This window comes from Corallococcus sp. AB038B, from assembly GCF_003668955.1.
In the GTDB taxonomy this organism is placed as follows: Bacteria; Myxococcota; Myxococcia; order Myxococcales; family Myxococcaceae; genus Corallococcus; species Corallococcus exiguus.
Map to the genome: position 1 here is coordinate 89,835 of NZ_RAWO01000006.1, position 15,320 is coordinate 105,154.

Annotated in this window: 13 protein-coding genes; 9 read left to right on the top strand and 4 right to left on the bottom strand. The window is 69.1% G+C overall.

The annotated features are described in order from the left end of the window. The first annotated feature begins 43 nt into the window (after positions 1-43). Positions 44-985, top strand: a complete 942-nt coding sequence (locus D7Y04_RS23925) for an ATP-binding protein (protein WP_120594285.1) — start codon at positions 44-46, stop codon at positions 983-985. Here the strand turns inward: D7Y04_RS23925 and D7Y04_RS23930 are convergent, their stop codons facing one another. Further along, positions 986-3,571, bottom strand: coding sequence for a N,N-dimethylformamidase beta subunit family domain-containing protein (locus D7Y04_RS23930; protein WP_121760810.1), 2,586 nt, complete (start codon positions 3,569-3,571; stop codon positions 986-988). Between the two features lie 165 nt (positions 3,572-3,736). Then, on the bottom strand, positions 3,737-4,930 hold the full coding sequence (locus D7Y04_RS23935; protein WP_121760811.1) for an aspartate kinase: 1,194 nt from the start codon (positions 4,928-4,930) through the stop codon (positions 3,737-3,739). Positions 4,931-4,972: 42 nt separating this feature from the next. On the opposite strand from D7Y04_RS23935, the gene D7Y04_RS23940 reads away from it, so the two are divergent. The 4 genes from D7Y04_RS23940 to D7Y04_RS23955 are packed head-to-tail and all read left to right on the top strand — an operon-like array spanning position 4,973 to position 9,551. Continuing rightward, positions 4,973-5,716 (top strand): ABC transporter ATP-binding protein, encoded by a 744-nt coding sequence (locus tag D7Y04_RS23940; RefSeq protein ID WP_199749723.1) that lies wholly within the window; start codon positions 4,973-4,975, stop codon positions 5,714-5,716. 18 nt (positions 5,717-5,734) lie between these two features. Further along, on the top strand, positions 5,735-6,538 hold the full coding sequence (locus D7Y04_RS23945; protein ID WP_120576009.1) for an ABC transporter permease: 804 nt from the start codon (positions 5,735-5,737) through the stop codon (positions 6,536-6,538). Between the two features lie 2 nt (positions 6,539-6,540). Then, on the top strand, positions 6,541-8,094 hold the full coding sequence (locus D7Y04_RS23950) for a GldG family protein (RefSeq protein ID WP_121760950.1): 1,554 nt from the start codon (positions 6,541-6,543) through the stop codon (positions 8,092-8,094). Then, entirely contained in the window at positions 8,091-9,551 is a 1,461-nt protein-coding gene (locus D7Y04_RS23955; protein ID WP_121760812.1) for a DUF4340 domain-containing protein, read from the top strand. Before D7Y04_RS23950 ends, D7Y04_RS23955 begins: the two co-directional genes overlap by 4 nt. Positions 9,552-9,558: 7 nt before the next feature. On the opposite strand, the gene D7Y04_RS23960 is transcribed toward D7Y04_RS23955, so the two are convergent. Both D7Y04_RS23960 and D7Y04_RS23965 read right to left on the bottom strand, forming a co-directional pair. Then, positions 9,559-10,263, bottom strand: a complete 705-nt coding sequence (locus D7Y04_RS23960) for a metallophosphoesterase (RefSeq protein ID WP_120594297.1) — start codon at positions 10,261-10,263, stop codon at positions 9,559-9,561. Further along, positions 10,247-11,071, bottom strand: a complete 825-nt coding sequence (locus D7Y04_RS23965) for a nucleotidyltransferase (protein WP_120594288.1) — start codon at positions 11,069-11,071, stop codon at positions 10,247-10,249. Before D7Y04_RS23965 ends, D7Y04_RS23960 begins: the two co-directional genes overlap by 17 nt. 243 nt (positions 11,072-11,314) lie before the next feature. Between D7Y04_RS23965 and D7Y04_RS23970 the strand changes: the two genes are divergently transcribed. From D7Y04_RS23970 to D7Y04_RS23985, 4 genes are read left to right on the top strand one after another with little or no spacing between them, the layout of a single operon-like run. Next, positions 11,315-12,313 (top strand): hypothetical protein, encoded by a 999-nt coding sequence (locus D7Y04_RS23970; RefSeq protein ID WP_121760813.1) that lies wholly within the window; start codon positions 11,315-11,317, stop codon positions 12,311-12,313. Between the two features lie 28 nt (positions 12,314-12,341). Beyond that, a complete protein-coding gene (locus D7Y04_RS23975) occupies positions 12,342-12,884 on the top strand; it encodes an RNA polymerase sigma factor (RefSeq protein ID WP_233596784.1) in 543 nt (180 codons plus the stop codon). Further along, positions 12,881-13,669 carry a DUF4384 domain-containing protein gene (locus D7Y04_RS23980; protein ID WP_121760814.1) on the top strand — a complete coding sequence of 263 codons (789 nt, stop codon included), beginning with the start codon at positions 12,881-12,883 and terminating at the stop codon, positions 13,667-13,669. The genes D7Y04_RS23975 and D7Y04_RS23980 overlap by 4 nt, the downstream gene beginning before the upstream one ends. Continuing rightward, positions 13,666-15,309, top strand: a complete 1,644-nt coding sequence (locus tag D7Y04_RS23985) for a caspase family protein (RefSeq protein WP_233601556.1) — start codon at positions 13,666-13,668, stop codon at positions 15,307-15,309. The genes D7Y04_RS23980 and D7Y04_RS23985 overlap by 4 nt, the downstream gene beginning before the upstream one ends. Positions 15,310-15,320: the final 11 nt, after the last annotated feature.

Below are 15,320 nucleotides of genomic sequence, written 5' to 3' on the forward strand. Positions count from 1 at the left end.
AGCAGGCTGACGGGCAAGGGGGACGGTGTTATGGCTGGGCGTGATGGCTGCCAAGGCGAACGGCGAGGCGTGTGGGCTGTGCGGCGGGCGGACGTACGTCATCGAGCGGCGCGGAGAGCTCGCGACCGCTCGGGTGTGTACGTGCTCGGTGGACTGCCCGATGTGCGGTGGACGCGGGCACAGGCTGGTGCAGAAGGAAGGCACCTTCAGCGCGAAGGTGGGCCCCCGGACGTATGACGTCCTGGAGCCGTGCGTGTGCACGCTCCGGCGCACGCGTGTGGCGCTCTACAACGACGTGCAGATGCCGGGCGTCATGGCGCACGCGTCGTTCGACAACTACCGGCCCTTCAACGAGGCGCAGGACCGCGGCCGCGGCGTCGCGATGCACTTCGCCAATCAGTACGTGAAGGGCGCCACCAGCAAGGGCTTCGTGCTGAGCGGGCCGGTGGGCACGGGCAAGACGCACCTCATGGCGGCGACGCTCGGGCACCTGGTGCTGGAGATGGGCGTGAAGACCCGCTACGTCGAAATCTCGCTCCTGTACGCGACCATCCGGCGCGGCTTCCAGGACGGCAAGAGCGGCGGAGAGATCATCGGGCCCTTGTCGGAGGTGGAGGTCCTCGCCATCGACGAACTGGGCAAGGGGCGCGGCAGTCCCTTCGAGATGGAGACGCTCGATGAGCTGATCGCCCGGCGCTACAACGCGGGGCGCACGACGCTCTTCGCCACGAACTACTCGCTGGAGCCGGAGCGCAAGGGCGTGCGGAGCAGCGCGCCTTCGGGCTACCGCGCCACGGACGATGCCCGCTCCGCCATGAAGGACGCGGAGCTCCTGCGCGAGCGCGTGGGCGAGCGCATCTACAGCCGCCTCTGCGAGATGTGCACCTTCGTGGAGCTGCCGCGCGACACCCCGGACCGGCGGCGCACGCGGCAGGAGATGGACGCGCCGCCGCCCATGGGTGGCATGCGCAACCCGGGCCGGTGATCAGCGCTTGATGGCGCGCACCAGCGAGTTGCCCGCGTCCGCCACGTAGAGGGTGCCGTCCGGCCCCACCGCGAGCCCGGCGGGCAGCACCAGCTGGGCCTCCCTGCCCGCGCCGTCGTCCGCGCCATAGCGGCCACTGCCCGCGAGCGTGGTCAGCTTCTCCGGTTCACCCGACGCGTTGAAGGTCAGCCGGCGCACGCGGTAGTTGCCGGGGTCGGAGATGGCGAGCGAGCCGTCCGGCAGCAGCGCCAGGCCCAGGTACGGCAGCAGCTGGCCCTCCTTCGGATCCCCGTCGCGGAAGCCGGGCGTGGAGCCCGCCACCACGGTGGTGACGCCGTCGCGCACGCGCACCACGCGCGCCATGCCGCTCTCCACGACGTAGGTGGTGCCGTCCACCGTCTGGGCCACCGCGGAGGGACGGTAGAGCCAGTCGCCCTGCAGCGTCGTCACCGGGTTGCCGGGCGTCACCATGTCGATGCGGCGGATGACGCTGTTGTTCAAGTCCGCCACGAGCAGTGCCGTGCCGTCCGGAGTGAAGGACAGGCCCGCAGGCTGGTTGAACGCCGCCGACAGCGCGGGGCCATCCTGATAGCCCCACGAGGTGCCCGCGAAGATCTGCGCCTTTCCGTCCGGGGTGATGCGGCGGATGAGTGCGTTCTCCGTGTCGGACACGTAGAGGTTGCCCAGCGCGTCCGAGGCGATGCCCATGGGACCGTAGAGGCCGGTGAGCACCGTGCGGATCTTCCCGTCCGGCGACACGCGCTTCACGGTGTTGCCCAGCGAGTCCGCCACCGCCCAGCCTCCATCCGGCAGCACGGCGACCGCGAGCGGCGCGCCCAGTTCCTCCGGCCCCACCTTCGCGCCCGACTGGCAGCGCTTGCCGGGCTGTCCCGCCACCGTCGTCACGGACGCGGCGAACGGACCCATGGGCGAGGGTGCCGCCGGAGGCTGGAACTTCACCAGGTCGCCCGGCAGCTTCCGGCCCAGCGCCTTGTAGAGCACGTTGGCCACGATGCGGCCCGCGCGCGGATCCGCCACGCGGTCCCCTACCCCGGCCAGCTTCTGCACGAAGTCGATGCCGCCCGAGGAGAAGACGTACGCCTCCCCCTGCTTGCGCACCACCATGTGCGCGAAGCCGAAGCCACCCTGGAGCGACAGCGACGGCGACTCCGCGAGCACCTCCACGCCGGAAGGCTGGCGGCCGTTGGACACCAGTTGATCCACTTCGTAGCCGTTCGCCATCCACAGCGTGTCACCGGCCTTCAGGCCCGTGCCGTTGAAGGCCCAGTGCTCCGGGTTGGTGATGACGGTCGGGAAGGGCCACTGGTGCCAGCGCGCGGCGAACTGCACGCCCAGCAGCGCGTTCTCCGGACGGGGCGCGGGCAGGTCGCGGAACTTCACCGTCCTGCGCTGGTCCTTGTACGGATCCTCGGGCGCGCCCTTGTAGCAGGTCACGACGCGGCGCTGACGGCCGTCGGCGGCGGGCTCGAAGCGCACCTGCCAGTAGGCGTTGTTCGAGCCCAGGTTGATGATGGAGCGCCCTTCCGACAGCGCACGGTCCGCGTGGTCGCGCTGCTTGGAGGACCAGTACTCGTCGTGGCCGGACATGAAGAACACCTTCGCGCCACGGAAGAAGTCGTAGCTTTCGTCCATGTCCTCGTCGGTGAAGTAGCCCACGTCCAGGTCTTGCGACTCCAGCCACGTCACCAGACTCAGGTCGTCCGTCATCAGGTGCCCGGAGCCCTGGCCCCGGTAGTAGGGCCGGTCGTAGGAGGACTGGAAGGCACGCGAGACGCCGTGCGCCTTCATCACGCCCTTCTGATCATCGTAGAGGCTGGTGCCGCCCCAGGTGTTGTACGCCGCCCAGTTCGCGGTGGGGATGAGCACCGCGACCTCCGAGCGAGGGTTGGCGTCCCGCACGTAGAAGGGCACGTAGCGCGAAGGCCGATCGTCGCGCACGAGCTTCACCACGTACACGCCGCGCACCCAGTTCTCGCCGATGGGGATCTCCAGCGTGGGTGACCAGGAACAGGCGATGATGCCCGTGGAGGGATCCGCCGGACAGTCCGCCTGCCGCGTGCCCTGCACCGGGCCACCGCGCGCGACCTCGCGGGCACCCACGCCGCCGTAGTAGCCCAGGCGGTAGACGAACCAGCTGAACTTGCGCTCCTCGGACAGGGACACCGCCACACGCAGTGACTCGCCCTGCGTCAGGGTGGCCTTGAGCGGGTAGCCTTCAATCTCACGGCTGTTGGCGTTCTTGTCGATGCGCCAGCCCGTGGTGCCCTTCTTCTGGTTCTCCTTGTAGACGGCGTCCGGGTCGCGCTCGGGAAGTGCGCTGCCGCCGTCGGGCAGCGTGCCCGCGTCCGGCTCGTCGTCCGGAGTGCCCGCGTCGTATTCGGGAACGATGATGCCGCCGTCCGGCCCGATGACGCCCGCGTCGTCGTTGTTCAGCGGCGGCTCATCATGGCGGTCGCCAGGGGGAGGCGTGCCGGGTGCCGGACCGGAGTCCTTGCAGCCCGAGGCCCCCGTCACCAGGAGCGCCAGCACCACCCCCAGTCCCATCCAGCGACGCCCCTGACCCATGGCCCAACCCTCCAAGGTGTTCGGGGAGGAGGGTAGGCATCGACTTCTCAGAGGGAAGCGCTCTGCCCCCAATGGGAAAGGAAGTTCGACAGACGATGTCGACTCGTCCCCAGGAACACCCCGCAAGTCCTCGGATCAACGGGGGTTGCGCGGGCGCGATGCGTGTCAGCTACCGAGCAGTTCGCGGTGCAGCCGGGCCGTGAGGGTCTTCAGATGCGTCTTGTCCACCAGGAGGGTCACCTGCAGGGGCGAGGTGCTTACCGCATGAACCCGAGCGGAGAGGGCCTCGGCGGCGGAGAGGGCCTTGCGCAGCGGCACCCAGTCCGCGTTGAGGCCCACGCCCACACAGGTGATCGTGCCCCAGCCGTCCTGCCAGTCCACTCCCGCGCCAAAGCGAGTGGCAAGCTCACGCTGGAGCGCCTCCGGGCCGTGAATGTCCGCGAGGGGAACCGCCAGGTACGTGCGTCCCGGCGCGCCCGGCAGTCCATCGTGGGCAAGCGTGCGACCTCGGACGGCGCGCGCGTCCAGGAACTCCAGCAGCTCCTGGAGGGGCACGCTGGCGTGCGCGACGAGCACGGCCATCTCCGCGTCCGCCGTCACGCCCTTCACGCGGCTGTCGGTGGGCACGGCGAGTTCCTGCACGCTGGTGCCGGTGCCCTGGCCGTGCGCGGTGCGCGCGAGGATGGTGATGCCGCGCGCCTTCGCCCACTCCACGGCCTGCGCGTTGAGCACCTTGGCGCCGGCGCTCGCCAGCTCCTGCATCTCGTCGTAGCTCAGCGACTCCAGCTTGCGTGCGTCCGGCACCACGCGCGGATCCGCGCTGAAGACGCCGTCCACGTCCGAATAGATTTCACACGCCTCCGCGTCCAGCGCCGCCGCCAGCGCGACCGCGGTGGTGTCGGAGCCGCCGCGTCCCAGCGTCGTCACTTCCTTCTTGTAGGAGACGCCCTGGTAGCCCGCGACGATGACGACCTTGCCGTGCGCCAGCTCATCCTGGATGCGGTAGGGCCGCACCTCCACGATGCGCGCCTGGGCGTGCGCGTCGTTGGTGATGATGCCGCTCTGGCTGCCAGTGAAGCTGATGGCCGGGACGCCCTGCTCCTGGAGCGCCATGGACAACAGCGCCATGGAGATGCGCTCGCCGCAGGTGAGGAGCATGTCCAGTTCGCGCCGGGGCGGGTCCTGGGACACGCTCTTGGCCAGTGACAGCAGGTCATCCGTGGTGTCGCCCATGGCGCTCACGACGACGACGACCTGATAGCCCGCGTCCCGCTTCTGCTTCACGCGCCGCGCGACCTTGCCGAGCTTCTCCGCGTCAGCGACCGATGAGCCGCCGTACTTCTGCACCACGATTGGCATCCACGCCTCGCTTCCGGGGCAGTGTAGAGTTCGCCCCCGCGCATGCCAATCACCGAGAAGCCCATCATCGAGGTGCGCAACCTCACCCGGCGTTACCGCGATCGCGTGGCCATCGAGGATCTGTCCTTCACGGTCGGTGAGGGCGAGCTGCTGGGCTTCCTGGGCCCCAACGGCGCGGGCAAGTCCACCACGATGAAGATCCTCACCGGCTTCCTGCCCCCCTCCGAGGGCAGCGCGAAGGTGGCGGGCTTCGACGTGTCCACGCACCCCATGGAGGTCAAACGGCGCATCGGCTACCTGCCGGAGACGCCGCCGCTGTATCCGGAGCTGACGGTGCACGGCTACCTGGCGTTCGTCGCGGCGCTCAAGCAGGTGCCCGGCCGCGCGGTGAAGGCGGAGGTGGCGCGGGTGGCGGGGCTCACGGGCATCGACGACGTGATGGGCCGCGTGCTCCAGAACCTGTCCAAGGGCTACCAGCAGCGAGTGGGCATCGCGCAGGCGCTCATCGGTTCGCCGCCCGTGCTCATCTTGGACGAGCCCACCGAAGGCCTGGACCCCGCGCAGCGCGCGGACCTGCGCGCGTTGATCCGGAGCCTCAAGGGCAAGCACACGGTGCTGTTGTCCACGCACATCCTCCCGGAGGTCACGGTGACGTGCGAGAACGTCCTCATCCTCCATCAGGGCCGCGTGGTGGCCCATGACGCCATCGACCAGTTGGCGAAGGCGCATGGCCAGGCCGAGCACGCGTCGTTGGAAGAAGTCTTCATCAAGCTGACCGCCGCCTGAACAGGAACCCTTAAGCGCATGCGCACTGCCCTGGCCATTGCCCGCAAGGAGCTGGCCGTCGCCTTCACCACCCCGTGGGCCTACGCCGTGTTCACGGCGATGGCGGCGCTCTCGTCGTTCTTCTTCGTCAGCCTGCTGGAGCAGTTCCAGCAGGTGCAGTCCCTGGCGCGCGAGCACGGCTGGAGCAAGCTGCCGCCGGACTCCATCGTCTACCGCAACCTCACGGACGGCGTGGTGGTGCAGCTGTGGGGTGTGGTGTTGATCCTCACGCTCTTCGTCGCGCCCTTCCTGTCCATGCGGCTGTTCGCGGAGGAGAAGCGACAGAAGACGTTCGCGCTGCTGCTCACGACGCCGGTGCGGCCGGTGGACATCGTGCTGGGCAAGTACCTGGGCGGCCTGGGCCTCATCTTCGTCACGCTGGGGCTGACGCTGGTGTTCCCGGTGCTGCTGTCGGTGGTGGGCACGGGCCCATCCGGCTCCGCGCTGGAGTGGCCCACGGTGCTGCTGGGCTACGGCGCGGTGCTCCTGTGGGGCGCGACGTGCATGGCCGTGGGGATGTTCATCTCCGCGTTGACGGAGAGTCAGATGCTGGCGGCGTTCCTCACCTTCACCGTGCTGCTGCCGTGGATGCTCCTGCGCGGCGTGGCCCAGTCCACCGCGGAGCCGCTGCGCTCGTTCCTGAACTACCTGTCCTTCGACACGCAGTTGCAGGGGATGATCCAGGGCGTCCTGGAGGTGCAGGCGCTGGTGTTCTTCGCGTCCGTCATCCTGTTCTCGCTGCTGCTCACCCACCGCGCGGTGGAAGCGCAGCGCTACGCATGACCATGAGAGCGACCCACGTCACCCGGGTGCTGGGGGCCTTCGGCCTGCTGCTCCTCGCGTCCAGTCCCTTCACGCTGTTCCTCACCTCCGGCAGCGTGGCGCTCGCCGCGGGCAAGGCGGTGCTGGGCGCGGCGATGCTCACGGCCTACGTCGTCACGCACCGGCAGGAGCTGGGGCGCGCGGGCACCCGCCGCACGGGACGGTTCCTTGCGTCCTCCGTGCTCACCACGCTGGCGGTGCTGGGCGTGCTGGTGGCGCTCAACGTGTTTGCGTTCCGCAAGAACCAGCGGTGGGATTTGACACAGGAGCGAATCTTCTCGCTCGCGCCGCAGACGGTGCAGACGCTGGCGGGGTTGAAGGAGAAGGCCCATGCGCTGGCGCTCGTCCCACCTACGAATCCGTCCTATGGCGAGCTGGAGGAGCTGTTCCGGCGCTACCACGAGGCGGCACCGGAGGCCTTCGACTACGCCTTCGTGGATCCGCGCCGCGAGCCGACCCTGGCCGCGAAGTATCAGCTCAAGGACAAGCAGACGCTGGTCGTCGTCTCCCGTGGCGAGGGCGCTGCCGCGCCCCACACCACCCTGCCCGTCCCCAGCGAGCAGGAGCTGACCAACGCCCTGCTCCAGCTGAGCGCGACGGGCGCGCAGAAGGTGTACGTCCTCGAAGGACATGGCGAGTGGTCACTGGAGGCGGCAGGTGAGGGGCTGACGGAGCTGCGGCGCCAGCTGCTGCGCGAGGGCTACCGCCCCGAACCGCTCAACCTCCTGGGCCGGAAGGAAGTGCCTCGCGACGCGGGCCTGTTGATCATCGCTGGCGCGAAGCAGGCGTATACGGCGCCGGAGGTGGCGGTGCTTCGCACCTATCTGGGCGAAGGTGGCCGGCTGCTCTACTTCACGGACGCGAACACGGACGACGGGCTGGGCCTGTTCCTCGCTGACTATGGCGTGCAGGTGGACGAGGGCGTGGCAGCGGATCCGCAGTTCAACTCGGGCAACCCGTTCGTCCTCCTGTCGAACTTCTACGGCAAGCACCCCATCACGCGTCCGTTGCAGGAGCGCGGCTTCAACATCCAGCTGCCCACGCCGCGCAGCTTCACGCTCGTCCGCGAGGGCTTCCTGCTGCCCGGCGTGACGGTGGAACCCGTGCTGCTGAGTTCACCGTATGCGTGGGTGGAGTCGCGGCCCCTGGAGGACACCACCCCGTCCAGCGGCGAGAAGATGGGACAGCTCACGCTGGTGGCCGCCGCGTCCCGGGACACGCGCGCGGCGGAGCACAAACGCTCCGACGAGGCGCGGCTGGTGGCCGTGGGCGACTCGGAGCTGCTGCTGGATCCGAACTGGGGATACGAGGCCAACCGCAACCTGGTGATGAACTCCCTGGGATGGGCGTCCCATCAGGCGGAGAAGATCACCCTGCGCCCTCCCGACCGTGAGACGTCCACGCTTGAGCTGGGCGAGGACCAGATGCGGACCCTGCGCTTCGTATCCACCGACCTGCTGCCCCTGTCGCTGCTGGGCGTGGGACTCGCGGTCTGGTTGTCACGGAGGAACCGGTGAGGACTTCCACCGTCTTGATGCTGGGGCTTTTGACCGTGGGCTGTTCGCGCGATGCGGAGAAGCCCCCTGCTCCTCCGAAGCTCTTCGCTACGGAGCCCGCCGAGCTCCCCCGTGGCGCGACTCCGGACCCGACGCCCGTCTTCACGCACCTGACGGTGAAGGCTCGCGGCGCCACCACGGAGCTGGAGCGGACGCCGGAGGGCTGGCGGCTTGTGTCTCCCGTGGAGGCGAAGGCGGATCCGTACGCGGTGGAGGCCCTGGTGCAGCAGCTCACCTCGGCGAAGTTCAAGTCCACCGTGAATGCTTCGCCGACGGACGCGGACCTGAAGAAGTACGGGCTCACGTCTCCGGCGTTCACTGTCACGGCGCGGGCCTTCCTCCCGGATGCCAACGGTGAAGGCGCGGAGAATCCGTCCCGCCAGCGCACCGTGACGCTGGCCGGTGGAGATGAGAACCCGTTCGATGGCTCCGTCTACGTGCGCCGTGAAGGCGACGCGACCGTGTACGCGGCCGATGGTGCCGTGCGGTACTCGCTGGACAAGGGCCCGTTCGAACTGCGCGCCAAGGAGTTCCTGGGACCGCTGGAGCTCGCGTCGCTCCAGTCCATCGAAGTCAAAGCGAAGGACCACGCGTACGTGCTGACGCGCGAAGCGGACGGCAAGTCGTGGCGGATGGAGAAGCCGGAGCCCACCCGCGCGAACGCCAGCCGGCTGACGGACCTGCTCAAGGCGTTCGAGAACCATCAGGCCCTGTCCTTCCCTCAGGACACCGCCGCCAACCGGAAGGCCCTGGGGCTGGACACGCCCGTCGTGGACGTACGCTTCGTGCCTGCCTCCGGTGAGCCCATCCGCGTCAGGCTGGCGCAGGTGACTCGTGACGGTGCGACCGTTGTTCATGCACTGCAGGAACAGGGTTCGCGGTCCACGCTGGCGGAGGTCGAACCCCGCGCGCTGACGACACTGGACGTGGGTGTGCAGGAGTTGAAGGACCGCCGTGTGCTGTCGTTCCCACGCGACGACGTGCGGCGCATGGAGCTCCTCCCCGGAGGCAAGGCCGCCCCCGTGGTGGTGACGCGCGGCGCGGGCAACAGCGACGCATGGCAGGTGGAAGGTCCCGGCGGTGGACGCGCCCTGCACTTCCGCGTGGTGAAACTGCTGGGCCGGCTTGAGGCGCTGAAGGCCTCCGCGTTCGGCGAAGCGAAGGTGAAGCACTGGGATCGCTACGGCATCAGCGACACGTCCCGGGGCGTCGTGCTGCGCGACGCGGAGGGGCGCGAACTGGCGCGGCTGTGGCTGGGCGACGCAGTTCCGGACACGGAGGACCGGCTCTACGCACGGGGCTCCGGGCCGGACCTGGTGGAGGTGTCCATGAGTGCGGTGGCGGATCTGCCCACGCGCGCCTCGGACCTCCAGGAGGCGCCGCCCGAAGCTTCGGACGGCGGACCTCCCACGCCCTGAGGCGTCGCTACACCTCCATCAAGGCGAAGCGCTGCTCGGGCGTGAACTTGGTGAGCAGTGGCATGGCGACGTTGAACACCGGGATGCCGCTCTTCGTCTTGCCCTCGAGCGCGCCGTGGTGCGCGTGGCCGTGGAAGACGTAGGCCGCGCCGTAGTGGTCGATAGGCATCGACAGACGGCTCGTCCCCAGGAAGGGGCGGATCTCGATGTTCTCCCCCTCCAGCGTCTCCGGGATGGGGGCGTAGTGCATGATCACGACCTTCTTGGGCGTGTCCAGGTGGCTGAGCGCGGCCTCCAGCTTGAGTGACTCGGTGACGGCCTCCTGCACGAAGGACTTCGTCTGGCCCTCGCCGAACGCCTGCAACGTCGCGTTGCCGAAGCCGCCCCCGAAGCCCTTCACCCCCGCGACGCCCAGCACCTTCTCGAAGATGAAGTGGTCCCCGTCGAGGATGTGCACACCGACCTTGGAGAGCTCCGAGCAGATGTCCTTCACCTGCCCGTGCTCGTAGTCGTGATTGCCCAGCACCGCGGCGCACGGGACACGCAAGGCCGAGAGTTCCTCGGCCAGGACCTTGCCCTCTTCAATCATCCCGCGGTCCGTCAGGTCCCCGCACAAGAGCAGCAGATCCGCCGAGGCGTTCACCTGTTTGACGAGCTGACGGAACCGCCCGTGCTGGTCCTCCCGGCAGTGCAGGTCACCGACCGCTGCCAGTCGAATCTTCGAGCTCGGATCTCGCGCCACGGGTTCCCCCCTCGGGTCTGTCCTGTTCGTCCCACGCCCTGCCGTCCCCAAAGCCCCAGTGGTGGATGTCCACGTGATAGTTCACCTTGGACACCAGGTTGCCCCGGCACAGCTTCTCGTCCCAGCTCCCGTCGCGCACCGTCTGGAGCGTGCGGCTCATCAACTCCGTCATCACGTAGTTGGGCACGATGTCGCGCTCGCTGGGGTACGCGAAGCGGAACATCATCAGGTGGCTGAGCAGCACCTCCCAGTAGCGGTCGAACCGCCGGAGGATGCGGTCCCAGTCCATCTCCCGCCCCGCCTTGAGGATGAGGTGGTTGATGTCCGCGCCGTCATAGCGCTCGCGCTCGGTGACGAAGGCCTTGGACCAGATCATCTCCTCGGCCGGTGCGATGAGGCACTCGTAGCCGAAGATGGTGGCCTTCTTGGCGTTGGTGAACCACTCGTCGTCCACCGTCGCCACACCGTTGCCGGAGGAGAAGATGAAGTCGACGAAGTAGTCGCCTTTGTACGCCTTGTAGAGCCAGACCTCGTCCGGCCGTTCCGTGCGCCAGCCATCCTTCTCCAGCACGTCCAGGGCGCGGATGGCGTCCTGCTTGCGCGGGAACAGGTCCAGGTCCTTGGTGTCGCGGTAGATGCCGGTATAGGTGGCGTAGGCATACGCACCACCCACCACGAACGGCACCCCGGCCTCATGCAACAGGCCAACGGCTCTGGCGCGGGCGTTGATCTCGTCCGGCGCACGCTCCCGCTCGGCCAGCGTGGCGTCCGTACCCATCTCCCCGGGATGGTTCGGGTGTCGTTTTTCCATGGGCGAAAGGTAGGGATGGCCCATTTCAACCGTCGGGCAGGCGGCCGTGGGCGCCCGGAGAGCAGGCAGCCAGACGCCAAGCGCCTGCTTTCACTGTGCTTTTCCACTCGTAGCGAGCGCTTTTTCTGTTTTACGGCCGGCCTGTGTCCATAGGGGCGAATTCACTGCCACAGGACCCGCACAAGACGGGCCCTGAAAGGACGCCCGACCATGCTGCGCAAGAGCCTGCTGTGTGCCTCCCTGCTGTTCGTGGGCTGCAACGACGCCGGGAGCAACGACGCGGACACGTTCCGTGACGGCCTGCCCTCCAAGGAGATGACGCAGGTGAAGGCGCCGAAGGCGAACGGCCAGGGCCTGACGGCGGCCGGCCCTTCCGCGCAGTACGGCCAGGGGCAGAAGGCGGAGTACTACCAGGCGACGGTGAACGCCACGGTGGCGGTGAACGGCGGCACGCTGTGGGTGCTCAACCTCATCGAGCAGATCTCCAAGTATCCGCCGACGACGCTGGAGGAGAACAAGGCGGTGTGGGGCCCGAGCACGGAGGCGCTGAGTCCCACCACGTGGCGGCTGACGGTGACGAAGTCGGGGGAGGCGTCGTTCTCCTGGGTGCTGGAAGGCAAGGCGAAGGCCGAGGAGGACAGCGCCTTCCGCGCGGTGCTGTCCGGCGCGCAGCAGGTGGCGGTGGACGCGGATGGCGAGCGCGTGAAGGGCTACGGCTCCGGCGAGCTGTTCATCGACTGGGACGCGGCGCACACCCTGCCGGATGCCGACGACAACGTGGGCACGGTGGAGATCCGCTACGCGCGCCCGAGCGCCTCCGCGGAGGCCTCGGTGGACGCGGACTTCCACCAGGTGCGTGACGAGAAGGACCCCAACAAGCGCGTGGACGGGACCTACCACTACAAGGCGTCCGCGACGGCGGGCGGCGAGTTCGAGTTCGCGACGAACGAGGACATCGACAATGGCGACCCGCTGCGCGCGAAGCTGGAGAAGCTGTCCATCAAGAGCCGCTGGACGGCGACGGGGGCGGGCCGCTCGGACATCAAGGTGACGGGAGGCGACCTGGTAGGCGAGGCCACGCTGAACGAGTGCTGGGACACGAGCTTCCTCAGCACCTACTTCCGCGTCAGCCTGGACCCGCGCCTGGGCTACGGCGAGGCGGAGGCGGCCTGCGGCGGTTTCACGGCGGCGGTGTACTCGTCGCTGTGAGCCGGGTCGCGGTAGGCTTGCGCCGCGCGTGACCGGACCGACCCCGCTGGCCCTGAAGGTGGTGCCTCCCCGTCCCAACGAGGACCGGCGGGCCGTCCTGCGCGAGCTGTATGTGAAGTACGGCGGCAGCGTGCGTGAGCGCTGCCGCTACCTGTTGAAGGACGCGAGCCGGGCGGAGGACGCGATGCATGACGTCTTCGCCCGCGCGCTCGTGCACGGGGAGTCGTTCCGCGCGGAGGCGTCTCCGCTGACGTGGTTGATGAAGATCGCCACGCACCACTGCCTCAACCAGCTGCGCTCGGAAGGGGCGGCGTGGCGGAAGTGGTTCGCGCGGGACGAAGCGGCCCGTTCCGAGGGCCATGGCGGCGCGGAGGCGATGGAGACGCGCGACCTGGTGCGCAAGCTGCTGGCCCGGGTGGACGCGGAGACGCAGGCGGCGGCGATCCACTACCACGTGGATGGGATGACGCTGGAAGAGGTGGCCGCGGTGCTGGGGCGTTCGGTGCCCACGGTGCGCAAGCGGCTGGAGCAATTCGCGGAGCTGGGTGGAGAGGAGCTGAGCGTCCGATGAGCGCGCACGAGTCGAACTGGACATTGCGCCGTCTGCACGCCGGTGAGCTGCCCACCCAGGAGGCGAACCGTGTCCGGGAGCATGCGGAGGCGTGCGAGGCGTGTGGAGCGACGCTGAGGTCCTTCGCGGATGCGCAGGCCGCGTTCGAGGCGGAGGTGCCCTTCGAAAGTTTCGAGGCCGGAGTGGAGCGGGCTCGCGCGAGGCAGGCTTCAAGCGAGCCGGCGACGCGCTCGCAGTGGGTCCGGCCGCTGATGGCGGTGGCGGCGTCCGTGGTGGTGCTGGTGTTGGCGCGTCCGCTGCTGGAGACCGGCGGGAGGACGGATCCGGTCCAACCGCCAGTCACGGGCAACCGCATCAAGGGCGGCGCGGGCGCGGAGCTGCGAATCGGTGGGGGCGTGGATCCGCAGCGGGTGGCGGGCACGGAGGCGCCGGAGACGTTGCAGCCCGGTGAGCGCGTGCGGCTGGGCTACACGGCGGACGCGTTCCGATACGTGGCGGCACTGTCAGTGGATGCGCAGGGCGAGGTGACGCCGCTGTATCCGGAGTCCGGGGACAGCCTCGCGGTAGAGCCGGGCGAGGAGCAGCACTGGCTGCCAGAGAGCGTGGAGTTCACCGGCGCGGGTGCGGAGCGCGTGGTGCTGGTGCTGACGGACGCGCCCGTGTCCATGGATACGCTGAGCGACGCGGCCCGGAAGTCCTTCGTCGCGGCGGGCCGGGACGTCACCCGCATGGCCCCGCTGGACGTGGCGGGCGCGCAGACGCAGTGGATTTTGCTGAAGCCATGAGCGACGGCCCCGTGAAACAGGTGCTCGCTCCCGTGGCGGCCTGGGCACGGGCCCTGGGCTCGGCGATGCGGGCGTCGATTCCCGCGCTGGTGCTGGCCTCCACCGCCGCGCATGCGGACACGCTGCACCGCTTCGCGCTCATCGCGGGCAACGACACGGGCGGAGCGGACACGCGGCCCTTGAGCTACGCGCGCGACGATGCGCGCAAGATGCACGACCTGCTCACGCGGCTGGGCGGCGTGTCCCCGGCCGACGCGAAGCTCCTTCTCGACGACGACGCGAAGGACTTCCTCGTCGCGCTGTCGGAACTGGAGCAACGGGCCCGCGCGGCCCAGGCTCGCGGTGAGCGCACCGCGCTGTTCGTCTACTACTCCGGCCATGCGAAGGACGGCGCGCTGCGGCTGGGTGATTCGCGGCTCGCCTTCGACGCGCTCAAGCGCCGGCTGGCCGACGCGCCCGTGGACATCCGCATCGCCATCCTCGACTCCTGCCGCTCCGGTGCGCTCACCCGCACCAAGGGCGCGCGCAAGGCCCCGGCCTTCGACGTGGAGTCCGGCGCGGCACGCGATGCGCGGGGCGTCGTCATCCTCACCTCCAGCGCCGCGGACGAGGACTCGCAGGAGTCGGACGCGCTCGGTGGCAGCTACTTCTCCCATCACCTGGCCAGCGGCCTTCTGGGAGACGCGGACCGCAGCGGCGACGGACGCGTGACGCTCTTCGAAGCGTATTCGCACGCCTACGCACGCACCGTCGCGGACACAGCCGACAGCAGCGCGGGCCCCCAGCACCCCACGTTCAGCTACGACCTGGCGGGCAACGGAGACCTGGTCCTCACCGACCTGCGCGCGAGCGCCGAAGGACTGGTCGTCCCCGGCAATGCCCCCGCGGGCTCCTACTACTTCGTGGATCCGGCAGGCCTGGTGGTCGCGGAGCTGGACAAGGCCGTGGACACCGAGCGTCGCGTGGCCCTGGCCCCCGGCACCTACCGCGTGAAGCGCCGGCTCAGTGACCGGCTGCGCATCGGAGAAGTGGAGGTCGCTCGCGGACGCACGACCATCCTGCAGGAGCCGCGCTTCAAGGACGCGCCCTTCTCCGACGACCCCGTGAAGGGGGCGATGCTGAACAAGGGCGCGTGGTGGGCGTTCGGCCTCACCGGCGGCTTCCAGTCCTTCTTCGACCCCCAGACGCGCCAGTCCCTCTTCCTCTCCGTGCCTCTCTTCGGCGCGGAGGCCGAGCTGCACGACTACTTCCGCCGCGACTGGGTCTGGGGCTTCGACGCGGCGGTGGGCGGCACGAACGGCGTGCTGTCACTGCCCACGCTCGCGGGCCCGGCGTACCGCTACTCCGTGGTGAACGTGGGCACCAGCCTCACCGCCGAATGGCCCGTGGGCCGCTTCGCCCCCTTCGTGGGCGTGCGCGTCGCGTACCTCATCATGGGCCGCAAATTCGATGACGCGGCATTCCCGGATCAACGCTTCGCCATGGTGTCACCGGGCCTGGCGACGGGCGCGAGATTCCAGCTCACGCGCAAGCTGAACCTCACCGCGCGCAGCCGCTTGCAGTACCTCCAATACACCGTCGATGCGCAGCGCTCCCTGGGGTTCTGGGAACTCGCCGCGCTCCTCACGTACCAGCCATGAGGGAGCACGTG

Bases quoted from the DNA above. Each gene is read 5' to 3' on its own strand.
- D7Y04_RS23980 (WP_121760814.1), top strand. From the start codon at position 12,881: ATGAGCGCGCACGAGTCGAACTGGACATTGCGCCGTCTGCACGCCGGT.
- D7Y04_RS23945 (WP_120576009.1), top strand. From the start codon at position 5,735: ATGCGCACTGCCCTGGCCATTGCCCGCAAGGAGCTGGCCGTCGCCTTC.
- D7Y04_RS23965 (WP_120594288.1), bottom strand. From the start codon at position 11,071: ATGGGTACGGACGCCACGCTGGCCGAGCGGGAGCGTGCGCCGGACGAG.
- D7Y04_RS23935 (WP_121760811.1), bottom strand. From the start codon at position 4,930: ATGCCAATCGTGGTGCAGAAGTACGGCGGCTCATCGGTCGCTGACGCG.
- D7Y04_RS23940 (WP_199749723.1), top strand. From the start codon at position 4,973: ATGCCAATCACCGAGAAGCCCATCATCGAGGTGCGCAACCTCACCCGG.
- D7Y04_RS23970 (WP_121760813.1), top strand. From the start codon at position 11,315: ATGCTGCGCAAGAGCCTGCTGTGTGCCTCCCTGCTGTTCGTGGGCTGC.
- D7Y04_RS23930 (WP_121760810.1), bottom strand. From the start codon at position 3,571: ATGGGTCAGGGGCGTCGCTGGATGGGACTGGGGGTGGTGCTGGCGCTC.
- D7Y04_RS23950 (WP_121760950.1), top strand. From the start codon at position 6,541: ATGAGAGCGACCCACGTCACCCGGGTGCTGGGGGCCTTCGGCCTGCTG.
- D7Y04_RS23925 (WP_120594285.1), top strand. From the start codon at position 44: ATGGCTGCCAAGGCGAACGGCGAGGCGTGTGGGCTGTGCGGCGGGCGG.
- D7Y04_RS23985 (WP_233601556.1), top strand. From the start codon at position 13,666: ATGAGCGACGGCCCCGTGAAACAGGTGCTCGCTCCCGTGGCGGCCTGG.